This window comes from Paenibacillus sp. 05T425, from assembly GCF_056396205.1.
Map to the genome: position 1 here is coordinate 183,821 of NZ_JBFTLA010000006.1, position 17,312 is coordinate 201,132.

Below are 17,312 nucleotides of genomic sequence, written 5' to 3' on the forward strand. Positions count from 1 at the left end.
ACCATCTTCCAATCGCTTCCTTCACCGGCTTGCACCATAATGACCGGCTCTCTGAGCAAGGAATGCCATTGTACTTATCCATTCATAGGACGTTACGATTCAGTTCAATAATCGATTAGATAATAAAAATATACCGAAGCAACGCGGCACTTGTCAAGGTGATACGGCTGACGCCGTCCCTTAGTCGGCGAGGCGCGTTTCATTCCAGTGAAATATAGGCGTAAGTATAAGAGTGAAACTTATACGTTCCTATATTTCAAGAAGACGCCTCACTCCCGTCATTCACCGGCGGAACGGGATCATAACCTCCCGGGTGGAAAGGGTGGCAGCGGGCAATTCTTTTTGCCGCAAGCCATGCCCCCTTGGCCGGACCGTGCAGCTCGATCGCCTGAAGCGCATACATGGAGCAGGTCGGATAGAAGCGGCAGGTTGGCGGCTTCAGCGGCGATATCACTTTGCGATAGAAATGAATCGGTGCTTGAAGCGTTATTCTTAGCGCCCGTCCGCTGCCCATTATCGTTCGCTCGCGGCCGTATCTTCCTGCACGCATTCCTTGCAATAGCCGAATACCTCGAATTTATGCTTCACGACGCGGAAGTCGTCGGGCACAGCCGTCTGCTCCATCGGACAATACGTGATTGGATAAGTGCGTCCGCATTGCAGGCAAATCATATGATGGTGATGGTCATGCTCCCTGCAATGAAGCTTGAACTTCACGCCCTCCTCGAACATAACCTGCTCAAGCACACCTAGCTCCTCCATCACTCGCAAATTGCGGTAGACCGTGTCAAAGCTAAGTCCGGTATACGATTTTCCCATATATTCATAGACTTCCTTAGGCGCCAAATAACCGGGGGACTCGGCGAACAGCTTAGCGAGAGTCTTCCTTTGGTCCGTAATTCGGAGACCACGACTTGCCATGCTTTGTATAATTTCATCTATCGTATGCAATGTCAGTACCTCCGTTCATTGAAAGTTGCTATCTTCATAATGCCGAAAAAAAAAGCTCTCGTCAATGAGAGCCTCCATTTGCAGACGTACCTATAATAGCGGTAAACGACGAATTTTAGCCGTTCATTCGCATATTTATTAAGAAGCTGACTACCATAGCGATTAACAACGCAACACTGATCACACCAAACAGCAGCCTTCTGCCCTTGCTCTTGGCAAGCCGTTCATGATCAGCCTGAAGAGCCGCTTCCTTGTATGCGCGGTGCATGAACAGGAAGACGATCACGGAAGTCACGAACAATATATTAACGATAAACCACATTAACGTCCAGAACAACGACGATTCCTCCAATAAGATGGCTACAGCGCGCTATAGAAACCATTCGTTTAATATGTACATGAATACGCCGAAGCTGACGACAGCGCCGCCGAAGCAGAACCAGCCTGTCCTGAACTTCTGCTGGAACATTCGCAATATGCCGAAGCTGAGCAAACCAAATATAAGCAATAAGAACACGATACCCAGTATAAATAACGCAGCGGATACGTCACTAACATCAACTAAAGACACAGGTTACACTCCTCTATAGACTAATATATACACGTCACTAGCCATTATAAGGGATAAGTCTGCCATTATCCAGCCGTAAACCCGGTCGATTTCGTGACAAAACAAGGAGTTCCTGCAACAAATGAAGCGGCCCCCCTTGCCTGCAAAAGAACTGGATATCCTCGCTACCAGACAATATACGACTCATGATAGGTGCGATTGACGGGCCGCTTGCGCAATTTCACATGAAGGATATCATCCTTCACCTGTGCTTTGCATATTCGCGGTTTAACGAGTACCGGCAGCTTCACGGTCTCTTTATTTCCTTTCGGCAGCCCTTCCACTCGGACTCGATCTTCGCGAATGAACAGCCTTACCTGTTCACGATCCGTATCCTTTGGCAAATTTATTTTTACGATGACAAAATGGTCCGTTTCGGAGACTGCCGCCGACTTCGAGCCGGTTATTACGCCGGCAGCCTCAGGCAGCGCTTTGGTCATCAGCTTCCTTACATATTGCTCCACCCAATCCGGCTCTTTGAGCACCTCGAACCCTTTTGGAAGCTGCTGCCCTTCCATCCATTTCTCGATATCATTCCATTTGGACGCCATCAGCACACCTGCCTCCCTGCACTACTGCCAATATATGCGCCAGCCTAGTCGATGGATACTGCCGGCTGATTTAGCAACAGCAAGTACTTGGGCGGGTAACGTCTAGGCGAATGCCGCATAAGATGTAATATCAGAGAGGCCAGCCAGACCGATTCATAGAAGAGGGTGAACGTCATGCCAGCAGTCGTAGGTTTTGTAAAAATAGTCAGTGTCGGATCGAGCTCGATCGTTCAGTTCGGCGATGCCGTGCAAGTATCGCCCAATAGCAGTTCCAAAACGTACGCAGGGTCGGGATCCTTCCTGACGGGCAGCTTAACGAATTCCAACAATGCCGTCAGCGCAACGAACACGCTTGATCCGGATTTGCAAGACAATACGCAAAACGAGGTAGCCTCGGGAGTTAACGTCATATGAGCTGGACCATTCATCAGCAGATTACGATCAATTCGATGCGCATAGACAGCATCTCGAACAGCTCGGTGCTTCAGGTAGGCAGCGCAGGTTCGATCCGATCATTGTCCCAGCTCTTCAATACGGGCGGCTTCTCTGGGCCTGCTCCGCAGCTCAGCTCGGAAAATCCGTTATCGTTCGTGCCGCTTCCGAATCCTTCATAATCGCTAGTAAACATACCGTTACGTCAGGAGGTGGAACGTATGCAGCAAGGTCCGCTGTCACCTTGGCAAGCCTGGGCGCATGACGTGATGCATAAGCTAACCGTCCAGCAAACGATTATCGAGAAGCTAGAGCAGCAGGTTGCCGAGTTATGCGAGCAGGTGAAGCTGTTGGAGGCTAAGCCTGCTTACAATATCGAGAGCATCGAATATCATTTTGACCAATTGAAGGTTGAGAAGCTGGATGGAACATTGAATATCGGCATGACCGCTCCCGGCAGCGGCGGCGATCACTTTCCTGGGTCCATCGAGCAAATATCTGTACCTTCACCCGCACCAGCACCTGAGGTGTTCCCGTCAGCAGCTCCTGCAGTGACGCCTCCATCCCCGTTGTATAACGAAATATTCAATAATATGAATCGATATCTCGATACGGATGCGACCGAAAGACTTATCGCCATGGAAACCGATCTATGCATCCCGTTAGATCCGTTCCACCGTAGAATCATTCTTAATGATATTAAGAAGCAGATGCCAACACGAATCAATTACTATATGCAACAATCAAACAACAGCGGCAACGATAATGAAACTCCGAATACAAACGAGAATACAGGCGAAGTTGTGCTTGTCAAAGCAATAAGAGATGCAGACGCAGCAATGCTCGCCTATATGCAGCAGCTACAAAAAGGGATTCCACCATCAGGAGGCAATGTCTAGATGATTCAATTCAAAGTCGTTAATCATGCGCTCACCGTTGGACAGATCGAAATACTCGGCGTATCGAGCGCTTCAATGTTCCAGATCGGGGACACCGACTACGTCACGTTGAACTCGATGTTCGATACGCCGCCGGAATCGGTCATCGTAGGTCCCGTAGCGCCGCTCCCGCTCCCGGAAGGAGCGCAGGAGGAGGGCGCAGCGAGTGCCGAATAATAGCGGTCCAAACGATTCGTTCCCGATTCGGACAGCGCGAATTGCCGCCGTATACCTCATCGACGTCTCGTTGTCGGCCGCCGTACAATTCGGCGATCGCGGCGAGACGAATGCCAGGCTTCGCGCATTGGCTGTGCAGCGCAAGGAAGATCATACGACGGCCGGCGATGTCTTTTTCGAATCATACCGGATCTTTGATCGCCAATTGCCCGAACTKGTTGATCCGCAATACGAGCCAGGGCAAGGCGTCCAGATTGAGAGGATTAACTGCAACCCGTATATTACGGTCGGCTGTATTCAAGTTACGGCTACAGGCGCGGCATCCAGCTTCCTTGCAGGCAATTGCATGAACGTTAACTTGGAATCCCGAATTAAGCATATCCGGCAATATCCGCRGCCTAAGCCTGTCCCCGGCGCTTTCTGCTGACAAAGGCAAATGCCAGGAAAGGCAGCAGCCTACGCAAGATTAAAGAATCAAATGGTAGGCAAAAGTGGAATTGCATCGATACAGGTACAAATGTCTAGTTCTCTTCTGCCACTGCCGCATACTTTATCTTGTGATTAAGTACAAACATCACACTAAACTTACTTTTCAGGAGGAATGAACTATGGGATACCCTGTAGCAGGTGTGGGTGCTGGTTGCGGTAACGGCCTATGGTCAAATACGGGTACTATTCTTGTTCTCTTCATCTTACTAGTCATTATATTGCGCGCAGTTGTATTTTAACTCCTGCCTATAGATGAACAGTGCAGCCGAAAGGCTAATCCAATATGGGAATTAGAAAGGCAAGGCATCTCCTAGTGGCGATGCCTTGTTTGCTTTAATGAGTCGGCCACCGCTCGCATATACATATTGAATAACCTATGCAAAGGATGAAGCGAATGATGGATTTGAAACCGCTTCGAGAGAAAATAGAACAATTGACCGAAGAATTGCTGAGATTGCAATCACCAGACGGCGCATGGCGGCTGTGCTTTGACGACGGCCTGACGACCGACAGCAACATGATTATGTTACTGCGGATATTGAACATCGCCGATGAGCCCTTTATCCGTTCCTTAGCGATTCGTATTGCTTCCCAACAGCAGCCTGATGGCTCCTGGAAACTGTATCATGATGAGCGGGAAGGCAATTTGGACGCAACGGCCGAGGCAGCCTATGCGCTGCTCTACGCCGGCTTATATACCCCGTACGATGCGCCGATAGTTAATGCCAAGAAATATATTCGCAGCCGCGGCGGCTTGGCTGAGGTGAAATCATTGCTTACGCAAGTATGGTTGTCCGCTTCGGGACAGGCGGAATGGCCGAATGCCTTGCGCGTGCCTCTGCCCTTCCTGTTCGGCGAGCACCCTCTGTTCGATCTATTCACATTGTCAGGCCATGCTAGAGCTCATATTGTCCCTACCGTCATTATGGCGAACAGTCTTTATGCTAGACGCGCGCCAAGCGCTCCCGATCTGTCCGATTGGTTCATTGACGGGCATCTGGAATTCAAAAATGATCCTCCGATCTTCGCGGCTTTTTCCGCTTTATTCGATACGATAGCCCAAACCGGATTGTTTGCTGATGCTTCTCACGAGGCATGGAAAAGGGCTGAGCAATACATGCTCGATCGACTCGAACCGAACAGTACGCTGCTCACCTTCTCAACAGCAACGATGTTGATGATTATGGCGTTGCTCGCATTAGGCTACGATGACCACTCGCCATTAATTAGCCGTATGGTTGCAGGCATTCGCTCGCTGCTATGCCGTGATCGCCCCCATATTCAAGTCGCTTCCGCGGAAGTATGGGATACGGCGATGCTCAGCTACGCGCTTCGAGAAACCGGACTTCCGCCTTCGAGCTTCGCTCTGCGCAATGCGGCAGCTTATTTGAAAGTTAGACAACAGACCAAGCTGGCCGATTGGGCTATTCACAATCCGGATACGCCGCCGGGCGGATGGGGCTTCTCTGACGTAAATACACTATATCCCGACGTGGACGACAGTACAGCAGCGCTGCGRTCATTGCTTCCTTATGTAGCGGAATCAGACACTGCGGGAGCAACGAATATCGAGGATGATCATGCCGCATGGCAAAGAGGCCTTAACTGGGTGATGTCCATGCGCAACGACGATGGCGGATGGCCTGCTTTTGAGCGCCAAGGGAGTACGACCCCGCCAAGCTTTCTAACTTTTGAAGGCGCAGCAGACATCGCTGTCGATCCGTCAACGGTCGACCTAACGGCACGTACGCTTTATTTTCTAGGCAAAGAGCTTCATCTGACGTCATCGTCAAGCTGGCTGGAGGATTCAGTTCGGTATGTGTTGTCACAGCAGCAGAAGGATGGCAGTTGGTACGGTCGTTGGGGAATTGCTTATACGCACGGCACAGGGGCTGCCCTTCAAGGGCTGACGGCTATCGGCGTCGCCAACGATCATCCCGCTGTGCGCAAGGCGGCTGCTTGGCTGCTTAGTATTCAGAATGCAGATGGCGGATGGGGAGAGTCCTGTCTAAGCGACAAAGTGAAGCATTACGTTCCGCTGCATGCGAGCACGCCCTCTCAGACGGCATGGGCGCTTGATGGTTTAATTGCAGTATCTCCGAAATCTACGCCGGCCATTGAGCGCGGCATAAAGGCATTGCTGCAAGCACTTGATCGAAACGACTGGACATACACATACCCGACAGGAGCAGGCCTGCCGGGCAGTATATACGTTCATTATGTGAGCAACAATTATATTTGGCCGCTCTTAACGCTAACGTCCTATATTCATAAGTACGGAGGCAACTAAGATTTCGCCGTTAATGGTCGCCGTTTACATCCATTTTTTCTGAAAAGCAGCAATTTCCGCATATTCATCTGTCAGCAATCGCGACAATCGAATATAGATCGGCATGATCTCTGCATAAATAGCGGCATTGTGCTTATCAGGCTGATGCTTGCGAGAACCGCCGACCATCTCGGAGACGACTTGCAGCGAGGACACCTCGCCTAAGCTGTACAATCCGAGAATGGCTGCGCCTAGACATGAGCTCTCGATACTCTCGGGCACTTGCAGATCTTGGTTGAAAATATCGGACATCATCTGGCGCCATAGCTCAGAGCGGGCGAAACCTCCTGTCGCTTGGATGCTAGTCGGCTTGCCAATTAAGTCCTCCAGCGCCATAAGTACGGTATACAAGTTATAAATAACGCCTTCCAGAGCGGCGCGAACGAGATGCTCCGTTCGGTGATGCAAGCCCAGGCCGAAGTATGAACCTCTTGCATTAGCGTTCCACAGCGGCGCTCTTTCGCCGGATAAGTACGGATGGAAGATCAAGCCGTCAGAGCCAGCGCTCACTTTGGCGGCCAGCTCCGTAAGCAGCTCGTAGGCGTCGACTCCGCGCTGCTTCGCTTCATCCGCTATATGCGCTCCGATCTGATCCCGAACCCAACGGAAGATCATTCCCCCATTGTTGACCGGGCCCCCGATGACCCACAGGTCATCAGCCAGCGCGTAACAGAACGTACGGCCAAGCGGATCGGTGATCGGCTTATTCGTAACGGCTCTGATAGCGCCGCTCGTCCCAATCGTAACCGCAACAGCTCCAGGCTCTATCGCATTGACGCCTAGATTCGACAGGACGCCATCACTGGCGCCGACGATGAACGGCGTCGAAGGCAGCAGATTCATCCGCTCCGCATAACCGCCATTCAATCCTTCAAGCTTGTAAGTCGTCGGAACCGGCGCAGACAATTGATCAGCCGTAACGCCTGCAACTCGCAGCGCCTCCTCGTCCCAATACAGCTGCTCAAGGTTGAACAGTCCAGTAGCCGAAGCAATCGAATAGTCAATAAAGTATTGGCCGAACAGCTTGAAAAACACGTACTCTTTAATCGATATAAATTTATAAGCGCGCTCGAACAGCTCCTTCTCATCATGACTGAGCCATGCCAGCTTGGAAAGAGGCGACATCGGATGAACCGGCGTGCCGGTACGCAAATAAATTTCATGACCGTTCAGCTCGTTCTTAATTTTATCCGTCCACTCCGCGCTGCGATTGTCTGCCCATGTGATACATTGCGTAATCGGCGTGCCTGCTTCATCAACCGCGATAACGCTATGCATAGCCGAACTGAATGATACGCATACCACCTCGTTAGCCTGTACGCCCGCTTGTGCTACGGCTTGTCCGATCGTCTCGATAACCGCCTGGAATATTTGCTCAGGATCTTGCTCCGCGATCGCCGGCGACGGCGAATGAAGCGGGTACTCGATGCCATGACTGGCTACGATAGCCCCTTTCGTCGTGAACAATACGGATTTTGTGCTTGTTGTTCCTATATCAACGCCAATCATATATTTAGTTTCCATTGCTAGTCTTCATCTCCCTATGTTAACTCGCTGCATAACGCAATAATTCCCTCTATAACCTTACAAGGGATTAGGCGCATGCGCAACTTTTCTATACGAGTCGGATAGATAAATGGTTTACCAATTAACGGTTTATGGTATACTTCTCAACAATACACCGCAACGAGAAGGGAAATCCGCCATGGTGCAAAATATGCTCGGAAAAATCCGCTCCTATCAAACAAGGTTCAGCGAGAAAGAAAAGAAAATCGCCAATTACATATTAGAAAATCCCGAAAAAATTATCCATAGCACCATCAGTGAAGTAGCTGATGATCTCCACGTTGCCGAGGCAACCGTCTTCCGCTTCTGCAAGCATATCGGCTATAAAGGCTATCAAGCAATGAAGATCGCGCTTGCTTCGGAGATTATGTCGCCCGCACAACAGATTTACGAAGAAATCAATGAATCCGACGACGCGAAGACGATAGCCGAGAAAATATTCAAATCGAATATACGTACGCTGGAGAACACGTTCCAATTGCTGGACGGCGATGCGTTCCATAAGGCTGTAGAATTGCTGTCCCAAGCGAAAAACATTTATTTCTACGGTATAGGCGGCTCATCTGTTATCGCCATGGATGCCGTCCATAAGTTCTATCGCTGCGGCAAGCAAGCCTTCGCCTTTACGGATGCCCACTTCCAACTGATGTCGGCATCCCAGTTGGATCAGAACGATGTTGCAGTCGTCCTCTCCCATTCCGGAACGAATAAGGACACGCTGCGCATACTGAAGACGGCAAGCGACAATGGTGCTAGAACGATCGGAATAACAGGTTTCCCGAAGTCTCCGATTAGTCAGAACGTCGACGTTGCGCTCCATACAAGCTCTGAGGAGACCGAATACCGCTCCGAGGCTTTGGCCTCCCGGATCGGACAACTAAGCCTGATCGACGCGCTATATGTGAACGTCTTGATTGCGAATAAGGACAACGCCAAGTTATCACTGGAGAAGATTCGCCAAGCCATATCCGAAACCCGTATTTAAATGCAAACAAGCTGCCACGTCGCATATATGCGCGGGCAGCTTGTTTTGCGTTCACATGAATGAACTAGTTATCTTTATCGCGCAGCGACTTATACTTCGCCGCATATTTGCTGACGCTTTGCACGAAGGTCGCATGCGACCACGTAAGCGGTGCAACGGACAACGGTGTTCCATCGTACGGATTCAACTGCTCCGGCAACAGACCGCTCTGCAGAGCATGATCGGATACCCATTGAAGCGTATTTTTGGCGCCTTCGAGCTCCTCGATCGACTTCGCTGAATCGATCTCGAAGTTGGCAACCCAAAGCGTACAGATGATCCAAGGGTTTCCCGGCACTTTGTCGATTTCGCCGGATTGCTGGAAGTAATAATCATTCGTATAACGGGCGATACCGCCGATCTCCGTCTTGACCTGCAGCCCTTCCTTAATGGACAGCATCGTCTTCACGACACGCTCGTCCTCGACGGGCAGTACGCCGAATTCAAGAATGCCGAACAAGCTGCTCTCCAGCGTCATATCTTTCACCCAGCGGTTGTCCTTCTGAATGAGACCGCGAGCGAATCGCCCGCTCTCCTCATCCCACAAATGTGTAATCATTCCGTGCTTGATCGATTGTGCCGTATTCTTATAATGATCACTGCGCTCGTAATCACCGAACAGTTCCGTGAAGAACGCAGCTGCCATCAAGCCGCCGTATACGGAAGCCGCCGTATACGTCCATATGCCGTAACGTTCTTCCCACAAATCATAGCTCGGCTTCGGAAGCGACAACGAATGCTCCATATATTGGCTCAAGAAGGAGGCCGCTTTGCGAATCAGATTGCTATAAAGCGATTGCGGCAATTCAATAACCTGATTCCTCGTGTAATCCTGCCACAAGGCGAACAGAACTAGCGCTGTCTCATCCTCCTGTATCGGCAGCCGCCTGCTTCCTTGGACGATATAAGGATGCCAGCTTGAGCCTACTGTACCGTCCGGATTGTATTTATGGTATAAGTAGCCCTCAGGCGACAACGCCTGCGCGCAGAAGTGGAAGAATGGCGCGATGACGCTCTGATACCCGGCCATCGACATCGCATCGGCAATGAGCGCGCCGTCCCGAGGCCACATATAGCTATAGTGGTCGCGATTGTATTGCAGGATATCGGTGTCGTTCGCCGCCAGGATGGCGCCCCGCTCATCAACCTGCGTTCTTACGAGCAGCAGGCTGTGCTTGAACATCTTCACGACATCATGCGGCAGATCGCCAAGATCGGTCTCCGCACGGCGCAGCCAATGCTTCCAGTAAATGACCATCCGGCTTAACAGCTTCTCGGGATGGTTCTCGTGAACGTATTGGTTAAGCTCCTTGACCTCCTCGAGGTTTTTGCCAATGGACATCCAGTAATAGACCGTCTTGTCGCTGCCTCCGGATACAACGGTTCGGAAGCTGATCGTACTGTCGACCGATCCTTGGGCAATCGAGTTGCCCATGAGAACGCCGTCCTCCGCGTCCCTCCAAGTGCCTTCGGCCGATTGGAATCGCTTAATGCCCGTTGAATATTGGGTCATGCCGCCTTCATCGGAGAAGCCGTTGAACATGAAATAATTAGACCGCTTGTAATGATACAACGTATGATTTTCCGGATAGTAGACCGCTGTATCGCCGACCTCTGAGCCGTCGATCATTAGATCCTGATGGAAGAACAATCGTACTTCTCTTGTCTCGCTCGTTTTGTTGCGAATAACGACGCGCTTGATATAGATGCATTCCCGCTGGTGGATGCCGTCGTTCATTTGCAGTTCGATGCCGAGACCTTCATGCCTCGCTATAATGTTCGTTACGAGCGAATCCTCGATATAATCGAGCTCGAACTTCCATTCCGGCTCGTCGAGCCAGCTGAACTTGCCCTCCACCCAGATACCGAAACGACAATATTGACCACCTACATGGTTGAGTTGTCCTACGAACGGATAATAAATATCTCTAATGTAGCAATGCTGGTCGAGGTTCAGCAGCATCTTTCCGTTGCCGATTACAAGATGACGGGCCATTGTTCTTGCTCCTTTCGATGCGGAATAAGGTCGGTATACAACGATAAATACGCTTTGGCGGAGCGATTCCAGCTGTAATCTTCTTTGGCTCCATTCGCTACTATCCGCTTCCACTGCTCCTCGTCGCGATACATCGCAAGCGCTCTGCGAACGGTATGCAAATAGTCATGCGCATTGTAATTCGTGAAGCTGAAGCCATTGCCTTCGCCTGAATATTCGTTGTAGGCGTGAACGGTGTCCTTCAGACCGCCTGTCTCGCGAACGATCGGAACGGTCCGATAACGAAGCGCTATGAGCTGGCTTAAGCCGCAAGGCTCGAATTGCGAAGGCATCGCGAACAGGTCGGCGCCCGCATAAATAAGTCGAGCCAGGCCGTCGTCATAACCAATCCACACGGCAGCCTTGTTCGGATACCGAGCCACGATATCATTAAAAAATCGCTCATAACGTTCATCGCCGGCTCCAAGCACGACGAATTGGATATCGTCCTGCAGCAGCTCGTCCAGCGTTGCCATAATGAGTTCGAAACCCTTCTGCTCCACCAGCCTCGATACGACGCCTATGACCGGTACGCTCTCTGACTGAGGAAGGCCCAGCCTCCGCTGCAGCTCCAGCTTGTTCTTGTGCTTACGGCTAAGCGAGCTGCGATAAGGCGTATGCAGCGCCGCATCGTTCATCGGATCGAATGCCTCTTCGTCAATGCCGTTGACGATACCGACGAGATCGCCAGAGCGATAGCGCAGCAGAGCGTCAAGCCTTTCGCCGAAATATTCCGTTTGAATTTCCTCCGCGTACGTACCGCTTACCGTTGTCAGCTTATCCGCATAGACAAGTCCGCCTTTCATACAGCTTGCCGCTCCATGGAATTCAAGACTGTCCGCACCGAAAACATCATCGCCCGCACCCAGCAAATCTTTGAGCAAATCAATACCGAACAATCCTTGATACTTTAAGTTATGAATCGTGAACACTGACTTCGTATACGCCCAAGCAGGATCGAAAGCATAGCGCGTTCGTAGCAAGAAAGGAATGAGTCCCGTCTGCCAATCATGGCAATGAACGATATCCGCCCGGAAATCCATGTAGCGAACGGCTTCCATAATTGCGAAGCAGAAGAATACGAATCGCTCCGCGTCGTCCCCATAACCGTATAGTCCTCTTCGCTTAAAGTAGAACTCATTATCAATCAAGTAATAGGTTACGCCATCCAAAACGCCTCGGAACAGCCCGCAATGCTGATTGCGCCAGCCGAAGGATACCGTAAAATGATCAACGAACTGAAATTGCTCAAGCATCGACAGCGGAATCTGCTCATACTTTGGCAGCACGACGCGCACATCTGCGCCTCTGGCATTTAACGCCTTAGGCAGCGCTCCCGCAACATCAGCTAAGCCGCCAGTCTTAGCCAGCGGCACTGCCTCAGAGGTTGCGAACAATATATTCACGGGCCTCTCTCCTCCTATGCGGCTATCTTCCGCTTATGCGGCAGCCTTATATAATTTTCCTCTTGCCGGCAAGAAACGGAGAACTTTCTACCCCGCGTATATCGCGTGCAGACTCTACCTCTACATCCTTATCCAGGATGCTGTGCGAGATAAAGCTATTCTCGCCAATGATCCCGTTCTGCATAATAATGCTATTCTTAACGACTGCGCCTTTGCGAATATGGACACCGCGGAACAGAATGCTGCCCGTAACCGTTCCTTCGATCCGGCAGCCGTTCGCAACTAGCGAATTGCTCACTTTAGAACTTTCCAAATATCGGGCAGGAGGCTCATCCTTCACCTTCGTATAGATCGATCCCGGTTGGAAGAAGAGCTCCTTCCATACTTCCGGCTTCAGCAGATTCATATTATTGTGATAATAGCTCGATAACGTGTTAACGACGCCTAAATAACCTTCATACATATACGCCTGCACATTGAGCTTATCCAGCCTCGAAAAAATCGCATGACGCACGAGATGATCTTGCCCCTGCGCCAACGACGTCTCCACAAGCTCCATGAGCAGATCCTTGCGCATAATATACATTTCCATCGAATGAATATCGCTTACCATACGTCCAAAGTGATCTTGGATTGCAGTAATTCTGCCATCTTCGTCCATCTTCACCTTGCGCGCTTTACCTAATATCGGTTCGGATTGCTGCTTGCAGACGACAGTTATATCGGCAGCTCGATCGAGATGCGCTTGGATAACAGGCTCGAAGTCGATATTGCACACCATGTGGCTGCGTGTAATAACGACATAATCTAACGACGAACGATTGAAATAATCGCGATGCTGATAAAAATGATAGAGATCGCCGCGGCTAATCTCTTGAATATCATCCGTTGCAGGCGGCAGTACGAACAAGCCGCTTTGGCGATGGTTCAAATCCCAGGGCTTTCCTGAGCCAACGTGATCCATCAGCGAGCGGTACTTCGTATGAGCGAATATGGCTACCTTCGATATGCCCGAATTAACCATACTGGATAATGCAAAGTCGATCATGCGGTAACGACCTCCGAAAGGAACAGTCGCGAGGCAGCGGCCTTGCGTCAGACGGTCGAGCTCATCCGTCTCATGGATTAAGTTAATGACACCCATCACTTTATGCTTCATGAATGCTCCACCTCCTGCAACAGATGCTCGTTCGTCACATATTGGTCTACGGCAACAACCGTAATCGCATCATCATCCGGCGAGCCGATCGTTACGCCGGCTTGGATGACCGCCCCCTCGCCGATGATCGCTCGGTGAATCTTGGCACCTTCACCAATTCGGACATTAGGCATAATGACCGATTCGGTAATCGAACTATTTTTGGCGGCATTAACCCCATAGAACAACACCGATCGATGAACTTTTCCTTCCAGCATGCAGCCTTCCGTAATAAGCGATGCCGAGATTTCGGCAGATACGCCTACATGATGGCCTGGCTGATGTGGACTGACGGAATAGATTCGCCATGAGGAATCATTTAATGTGAGCGGCGGATCATCGGCGAGCAGATCCATATTCGCCTCCCATAAGCTGTCGATCGTGCCGACGTCCTTCCAGTAGCCCTTGAACGGATAGGTGAACAGCTTCTTCCCATCCTTCATCATCGACGGGATAAGGTCTTTGCCGAAGTCATGGCTCGAAGATCGATTAGCTTCATCATATATCAAATATTTCTGCAGCTCCGACCAGGTGAATATATAGACACCCATCGATGCAATATTGCTCGTTGGTGTTTTTGGCTTCTCTTCAAATGCGGTAATACGGTCTTCATCGTCCACATGCATAAGTCCGAAACGGCTGGCTTCGCTCCAAACGACTTCTATGCCGGCGATCGTCACATCTGCGCCGCAGCGCTTATGATGGTCTAGCATAAGCTCATAGTCCATTTTATAAATATGGTCCCCCGATATAATGAGCACGTACTCGGGATTATAACGTTCAATGAAGGACATGTTCTGATAGATTGCGTTGGCCGTTCCCGTATACCAAACGCCGCCCTTCTGCTTCACATAGGGAGGCAGAATTGCCATACCGCCGTCACGACGGTCCAGCCCCCATGGACTGCCTATGCCTAGATATCGGTTCAGTTCAAGAGGCTGATATTGAGTCAATACGCCGACCGTATCAATACCCGAATGAGCGCAATTGCTCAAGGTGAAATCGATAATGCGGTATTTCCCGCCGAAGTAAACGGCTGGCTTAGCCAAATCCTTTGTCAATACGCCAAGCCTTTTGCCTTCGCCTCCCGCGAGTAGCATTGCGATCATTTCTTTTCGGCCCATGGACACCAACTCCTTCTCAATGTGTGTCCCCCGGATCTAAGGTGAGCAGCATAAAGGTGAATGGGGGTAATTGAAGCGAAATGCTTTGATTATGCCCGTGCCAAGCGATAGGCTGACTGCTGTAGCTAGGCGAACTCTGTGAAGCTGTTCCTTCTTCGTGCGTATTATTGCTATGCATTAAAGAGCGGTAATTTCCTCGCTCTGGAACACCGATGCGATAGGGGTTATATTCATTAGCTGAGAAATTAGCGATTATGATGGCGAAGCTGGATTTACCGCGGCGGATGTAGGAAATAACAGATTGATTGGCATTATTCGCGTCAATCCACTCGAAACAATCCGGCTCGCGATCCCTCTCCCACAAAGAAGGCTCATTGACGTAAACATGGTTGAGAGACTTGACATAGCGGTGCATGCTTTGGTGGGAATCGTATTCCAGCACCATCCAGTCCAGCATATCGCTGTCTTTCCACTCGTCGAATTGTCCCCATTCACTGCCCATGAAGAGCAGCTTCTTGCCTGGATGCGTCATCCAGAAACCGTAGAATAAACGTAGTTGGGCGAATTTTTGCTCATAGGAGCCAGGCATTTTGTTCAATAAGGAGCGTTTGCCGTGTACAACTTCATCGTGTGATAGCGGAAGAACGAAATTTTCTGAGAATGCATAAAGGAGTGAGAAAGTAATAAGATGGTGGTGGTGCGAGCGATCAGCCGGATCAAGCGCCATATAGCGCAGCATGTCATTCATCCAGCCCATATTCCATTTAAAATTGAATCCGAGGCCGCCTTTGTAGGTAGGCGAGGTGACGGCAGGCCATGCGGAAGAATCTTCTGCTAGCATTAGCGTGTCGGGGTAATAATGAAACACCGTTTCATTAAGCTTCTTCAAGAAGCGAAGGGCATCTAAGTTGTCGGCACCGCCAAGCCAGTTGTAGGTATGCATCTCGGGCGGTTTGTCCATATGTAGATTGATCATGCTTGCAACGGCATCTACGCGCAATCCGTCGATATGGAACATTTCCATCCAGAAGACAGCGTTAGAAATCAAGAAGCTTACAACCTCATTGCGGCTAAAATCAAAAGCCAACGTGCCCCAGAGAGGCTTCTCTGCGCGGTTCGGATCCGGGCCTTCGAAGAGGGGCGAGCCGTCGAATTGACGCAAGCCGTGGTCGTCCTTGCAGAAGTGGCCAGGCACCCAATCTAATATAACGCCTAAGCCATGAGCATGGCAGGTGTCAACGAAATACATAAGTCCTCTGGGTGTACCGTAGCGACTCGTCGCACTGTAGAATCCGGTAATTTGGTAGCCCCATGATTGATCGAGCGGGTGCTCCGACAAGGGCATGAGTTCAATATGAGTATATCCCATATCAGCGGCATACGGAACTAACGACCCGGCTAATTCCTCGTATGTATAGAAGTGTTCTTTTCCTTTGACTTTCCAGGAGCCGGCATGCGCCTCGTAGATGAGCAGCGCATTCGTATAAGGGGATTTGTTCGGTTTGGCTGCTTGCCATGACTCATCTTGCCAGGCATAACCTTCCAAACTCGTGACGATGGATGCTGTGTTCGGGCGTCTCTCTGAATAAAAGGCATACGGATCGGCTTTCCTAATACATGCGCCGGATTGCGTAACCAGCTCATATTTGTAAATCTCACCTTCACCGATATACGCAACAAACAAGACGAATATGCCTGTTGTTCCGATTCGTTCCATGAGGTGACGGCTTCCATCCCAGTCGTTGAAGGTTCCAACTACGCGAACCTCCAGGGCATTAGGTGCCCACACGACAAAGCGGACCCCCTGGATTCCATCCTGGCGGATGGGATGCGCGCCCATGAAACGGTAGCTGTGAAACGAATTGCCTTCATTAAACAAATACAATTGCTCATGGGATAAACCGTTTGGAACCGTTTGAACCATCCGCTCCTCCACCCTTCTGGATGTCATTTGCGAGTCAAATAGGTTTAGATACCCATATTATACATCGTTTTATGAAAAATCACAGCATGTTTTCATAGTTTGCGACAAAATGTCAGATTTATTTACGTGCATGTTACACAAAGCATTATTTTATTCAATTGGAAGACATTACGCGCTGGATATAATAATGTTTGGAGCAATAACCTTTGGTTACCGCTTCCTTCGTGCAATTCACCCACTTGCAATCTGCGGTTGCCTTAACTCGACGCGGCCTGACGATAGACGGATCTCCATGTCTCATGAGTCTCTGATGGTGCATTGCGCACAAACCTCTTGCCTTTATCGACTTTGTACAATCTTCCATGTTGCAATTATCCATCGGTAGTCTCCCCTTTGTACGAGTCAAGCGCGCAAACGGCTTACGCCGTAGGTGAAATATGAGCTCGTTTTGAGCATAAAGCCTATATACAGATTGATTTCACGGTAAAAAATGTGTAAAATCACTCATTCATTCATATTATCGAGAATTCCGTATAGAATAAAGGCTGTAAATCGGTA

At 50.1% G+C, this 17,312-nt stretch carries 18 protein-coding genes; 7 read left to right on the top strand and 11 right to left on the bottom strand.

Translation table 11 applies throughout. The features are described from left to right. Positions 1-256: 256 nt before the first annotated feature. The 5 genes from yidD to AC1DF0_RS14930 all read right to left on the bottom strand — a co-directional run bounded on the left by yidD (position 257) and on the right by AC1DF0_RS14930 (position 2,112). Positions 257-514, bottom strand: a complete 258-nt coding sequence (gene yidD / locus AC1DF0_RS14910; protein ID WP_442052238.1) for a membrane protein insertion efficiency factor YidD — start codon at positions 512-514, stop codon at positions 257-259. Further along, positions 514-951: a Fur family transcriptional regulator gene (locus tag AC1DF0_RS14915; protein ID WP_442052203.1), complete on the bottom strand. Its 438-nt coding sequence runs from the start codon at positions 949-951 to the stop codon at positions 514-516. Before AC1DF0_RS14915 ends, yidD begins: the two co-directional genes overlap by 1 nt. Positions 952-1,066: 115 nt before the next feature. After that, the gene (locus AC1DF0_RS14920) at positions 1,067-1,288 is read right to left on the bottom strand and encodes a hypothetical protein (protein WP_477574480.1); all 222 of its coding nucleotides are present in this window, start codon (positions 1,286-1,288) and stop codon (positions 1,067-1,069) included. A gap of 33 nt (positions 1,289-1,321) precedes the next feature. After that, a complete protein-coding gene (locus tag AC1DF0_RS14925) occupies positions 1,322-1,522 on the bottom strand; it encodes a hypothetical protein (protein ID WP_442052201.1) in 201 nt (66 codons plus the stop codon). A 164-nt stretch (positions 1,523-1,686) separates the two neighbouring features. Then, positions 1,687-2,112: a CS domain-containing protein gene (locus AC1DF0_RS14930; protein WP_475821474.1), complete on the bottom strand. Its 426-nt coding sequence runs from the start codon at positions 2,110-2,112 to the stop codon at positions 1,687-1,689. Positions 2,113-2,286: 174 nt separating this feature from the next. Here AC1DF0_RS14930 and AC1DF0_RS14935 point away from each other — a divergent pair, with 174 nt between their 5' ends. The 6 genes from AC1DF0_RS14935 to AC1DF0_RS14960 all read left to right on the top strand — a co-directional run bounded on the left by AC1DF0_RS14935 (position 2,287) and on the right by AC1DF0_RS14960 (position 6,438). Next, positions 2,287-2,526: a spore germination protein gene (locus AC1DF0_RS14935; protein ID WP_337101651.1), complete on the top strand. Its 240-nt coding sequence runs from the start codon at positions 2,287-2,289 to the stop codon at positions 2,524-2,526. After that, the gene (locus tag AC1DF0_RS14940; protein ID WP_442052586.1) at positions 2,523-2,726 is read left to right on the top strand and encodes a spore germination protein GerPB; all 204 of its coding nucleotides are present in this window, start codon (positions 2,523-2,525) and stop codon (positions 2,724-2,726) included. Before AC1DF0_RS14935 ends, AC1DF0_RS14940 begins: the two co-directional genes overlap by 4 nt. Positions 2,727-2,765: 39 nt before the next feature. Next, on the top strand, positions 2,766-3,443 hold the full coding sequence (gene gerPC / locus AC1DF0_RS14945; RefSeq protein ID WP_442052585.1) for a spore germination protein GerPC: 678 nt from the start codon (positions 2,766-2,768) through the stop codon (positions 3,441-3,443). Next, entirely contained in the window at positions 3,444-3,659 is a 216-nt protein-coding gene (locus AC1DF0_RS14950) for a hypothetical protein (RefSeq protein WP_442052584.1), read from the top strand. Then, the gene (locus AC1DF0_RS14955) at positions 3,649-4,086 is read left to right on the top strand and encodes a spore germination protein GerPE (RefSeq protein ID WP_477574481.1); all 438 of its coding nucleotides are present in this window, start codon (positions 3,649-3,651) and stop codon (positions 4,084-4,086) included. The genes AC1DF0_RS14950 and AC1DF0_RS14955 overlap by 11 nt, the downstream gene beginning before the upstream one ends. 456 nt (positions 4,087-4,542) lie before the next feature. After that, positions 4,543-6,438, top strand: coding sequence for a squalene cyclase (locus AC1DF0_RS14960; protein ID WP_442052582.1), 1,896 nt, complete (start codon positions 4,543-4,545; stop codon positions 6,436-6,438). 24 nt (positions 6,439-6,462) lie between these two features. On the opposite strand, the gene gntK is transcribed toward AC1DF0_RS14960, so the two are convergent. Beyond that, positions 6,463-8,001, bottom strand: a complete 1,539-nt coding sequence (gntK, locus tag AC1DF0_RS14965; protein WP_477574482.1) for a gluconokinase — start codon at positions 7,999-8,001, stop codon at positions 6,463-6,465. Positions 8,002-8,182: 181 nt separating this feature from the next. On the opposite strand from gntK, the gene AC1DF0_RS14970 reads away from it, so the two are divergent. Continuing rightward, a complete protein-coding gene (locus AC1DF0_RS14970; RefSeq protein ID WP_477574483.1) occupies positions 8,183-9,028 on the top strand; it encodes a MurR/RpiR family transcriptional regulator in 846 nt (281 codons plus the stop codon). Positions 9,029-9,092: 64 nt separating this feature from the next. Here AC1DF0_RS14970 and AC1DF0_RS14975 read toward each other — a convergent pair whose 3' ends face one another. Genes AC1DF0_RS14975 through glgB form a run of 5 tightly spaced genes read right to left on the bottom strand, consistent with a single transcriptional unit; the run spans position 9,093 to position 16,754 of the window. Continuing rightward, positions 9,093-11,063, bottom strand: a complete 1,971-nt coding sequence (locus tag AC1DF0_RS14975) for a glycoside hydrolase family 15 protein (protein WP_442052579.1) — start codon at positions 11,061-11,063, stop codon at positions 9,093-9,095. Continuing rightward, positions 11,045-12,508 (bottom strand): glycogen synthase GlgA, encoded by a 1,464-nt coding sequence (gene glgA / locus AC1DF0_RS14980; RefSeq protein WP_477574484.1) that lies wholly within the window; start codon positions 12,506-12,508, stop codon positions 11,045-11,047. Before glgA ends, AC1DF0_RS14975 begins: the two co-directional genes overlap by 19 nt. Before the next feature lie 46 nt (positions 12,509-12,554). Further along, complete coding sequence (gene glgD, locus AC1DF0_RS14985; RefSeq protein WP_442052577.1) at positions 12,555-13,667, bottom strand: glucose-1-phosphate adenylyltransferase subunit GlgD; 1,113 nt, start codon at positions 13,665-13,667, stop codon at positions 12,555-12,557. Continuing rightward, positions 13,664-14,830, bottom strand: coding sequence for a glucose-1-phosphate adenylyltransferase (locus AC1DF0_RS14990; protein ID WP_477574485.1), 1,167 nt, complete (start codon positions 14,828-14,830; stop codon positions 13,664-13,666). Before AC1DF0_RS14990 ends, glgD begins: the two co-directional genes overlap by 4 nt. Positions 14,831-14,846: 16 nt before the next feature. Beyond that, the gene (glgB, locus tag AC1DF0_RS14995) at positions 14,847-16,754 is read right to left on the bottom strand and encodes a 1,4-alpha-glucan branching protein GlgB (protein ID WP_477574486.1); all 1,908 of its coding nucleotides are present in this window, start codon (positions 16,752-16,754) and stop codon (positions 14,847-14,849) included. Positions 16,755-17,312: the final 558 nt, after the last annotated feature.

Excerpts from the sequence above, each read along its gene's own strand:
- AC1DF0_RS14930 (WP_475821474.1), bottom strand. The coding sequence starts at position 2,112 with ATGGCGTCCAAATGGAATGATATCGAGAAATGGATGGAAGGGCAGCAG.
- gntK (WP_477574482.1), bottom strand. The coding sequence starts at position 8,001 with ATGGAAACTAAATATATGATTGGCGTTGATATAGGAACAACAAGCACA.
- AC1DF0_RS14990 (WP_477574485.1), bottom strand. The coding sequence starts at position 14,830 with ATGGGCCGAAAAGAAATGATCGCAATGCTACTCGCGGGAGGCGAAGGC.
- AC1DF0_RS14940 (WP_442052586.1), top strand. The coding sequence starts at position 2,523 with ATGAGCTGGACCATTCATCAGCAGATTACGATCAATTCGATGCGCATA.
- AC1DF0_RS14970 (WP_477574483.1), top strand. The coding sequence starts at position 8,183 with ATGGTGCAAAATATGCTCGGAAAAATCCGCTCCTATCAAACAAGGTTC.
- AC1DF0_RS14950 (WP_442052584.1), top strand. The coding sequence starts at position 3,444 with ATGATTCAATTCAAAGTCGTTAATCATGCGCTCACCGTTGGACAGATC.
- glgB (WP_477574486.1), bottom strand. The coding sequence starts at position 16,754 with ATGGTTCAAACGGTTCCAAACGGTTTATCCCATGAGCAATTGTATTTG.
- AC1DF0_RS14935 (WP_337101651.1), top strand. The coding sequence starts at position 2,287 with ATGCCAGCAGTCGTAGGTTTTGTAAAAATAGTCAGTGTCGGATCGAGC.
- gerPC (WP_442052585.1), top strand. The coding sequence starts at position 2,766 with ATGCAGCAAGGTCCGCTGTCACCTTGGCAAGCCTGGGCGCATGACGTG.
- AC1DF0_RS14975 (WP_442052579.1), bottom strand. The coding sequence starts at position 11,063 with ATGGCCCGTCATCTTGTAATCGGCAACGGAAAGATGCTGCTGAACCTC.
- glgD (WP_442052577.1), bottom strand. The coding sequence starts at position 13,667 with ATGAAGCATAAAGTGATGGGTGTCATTAACTTAATCCATGAGACGGAT.
- yidD (WP_442052238.1), bottom strand. The coding sequence starts at position 514 with ATGGGCAGCGGACGGGCGCTAAGAATAACGCTTCAAGCACCGATTCAT.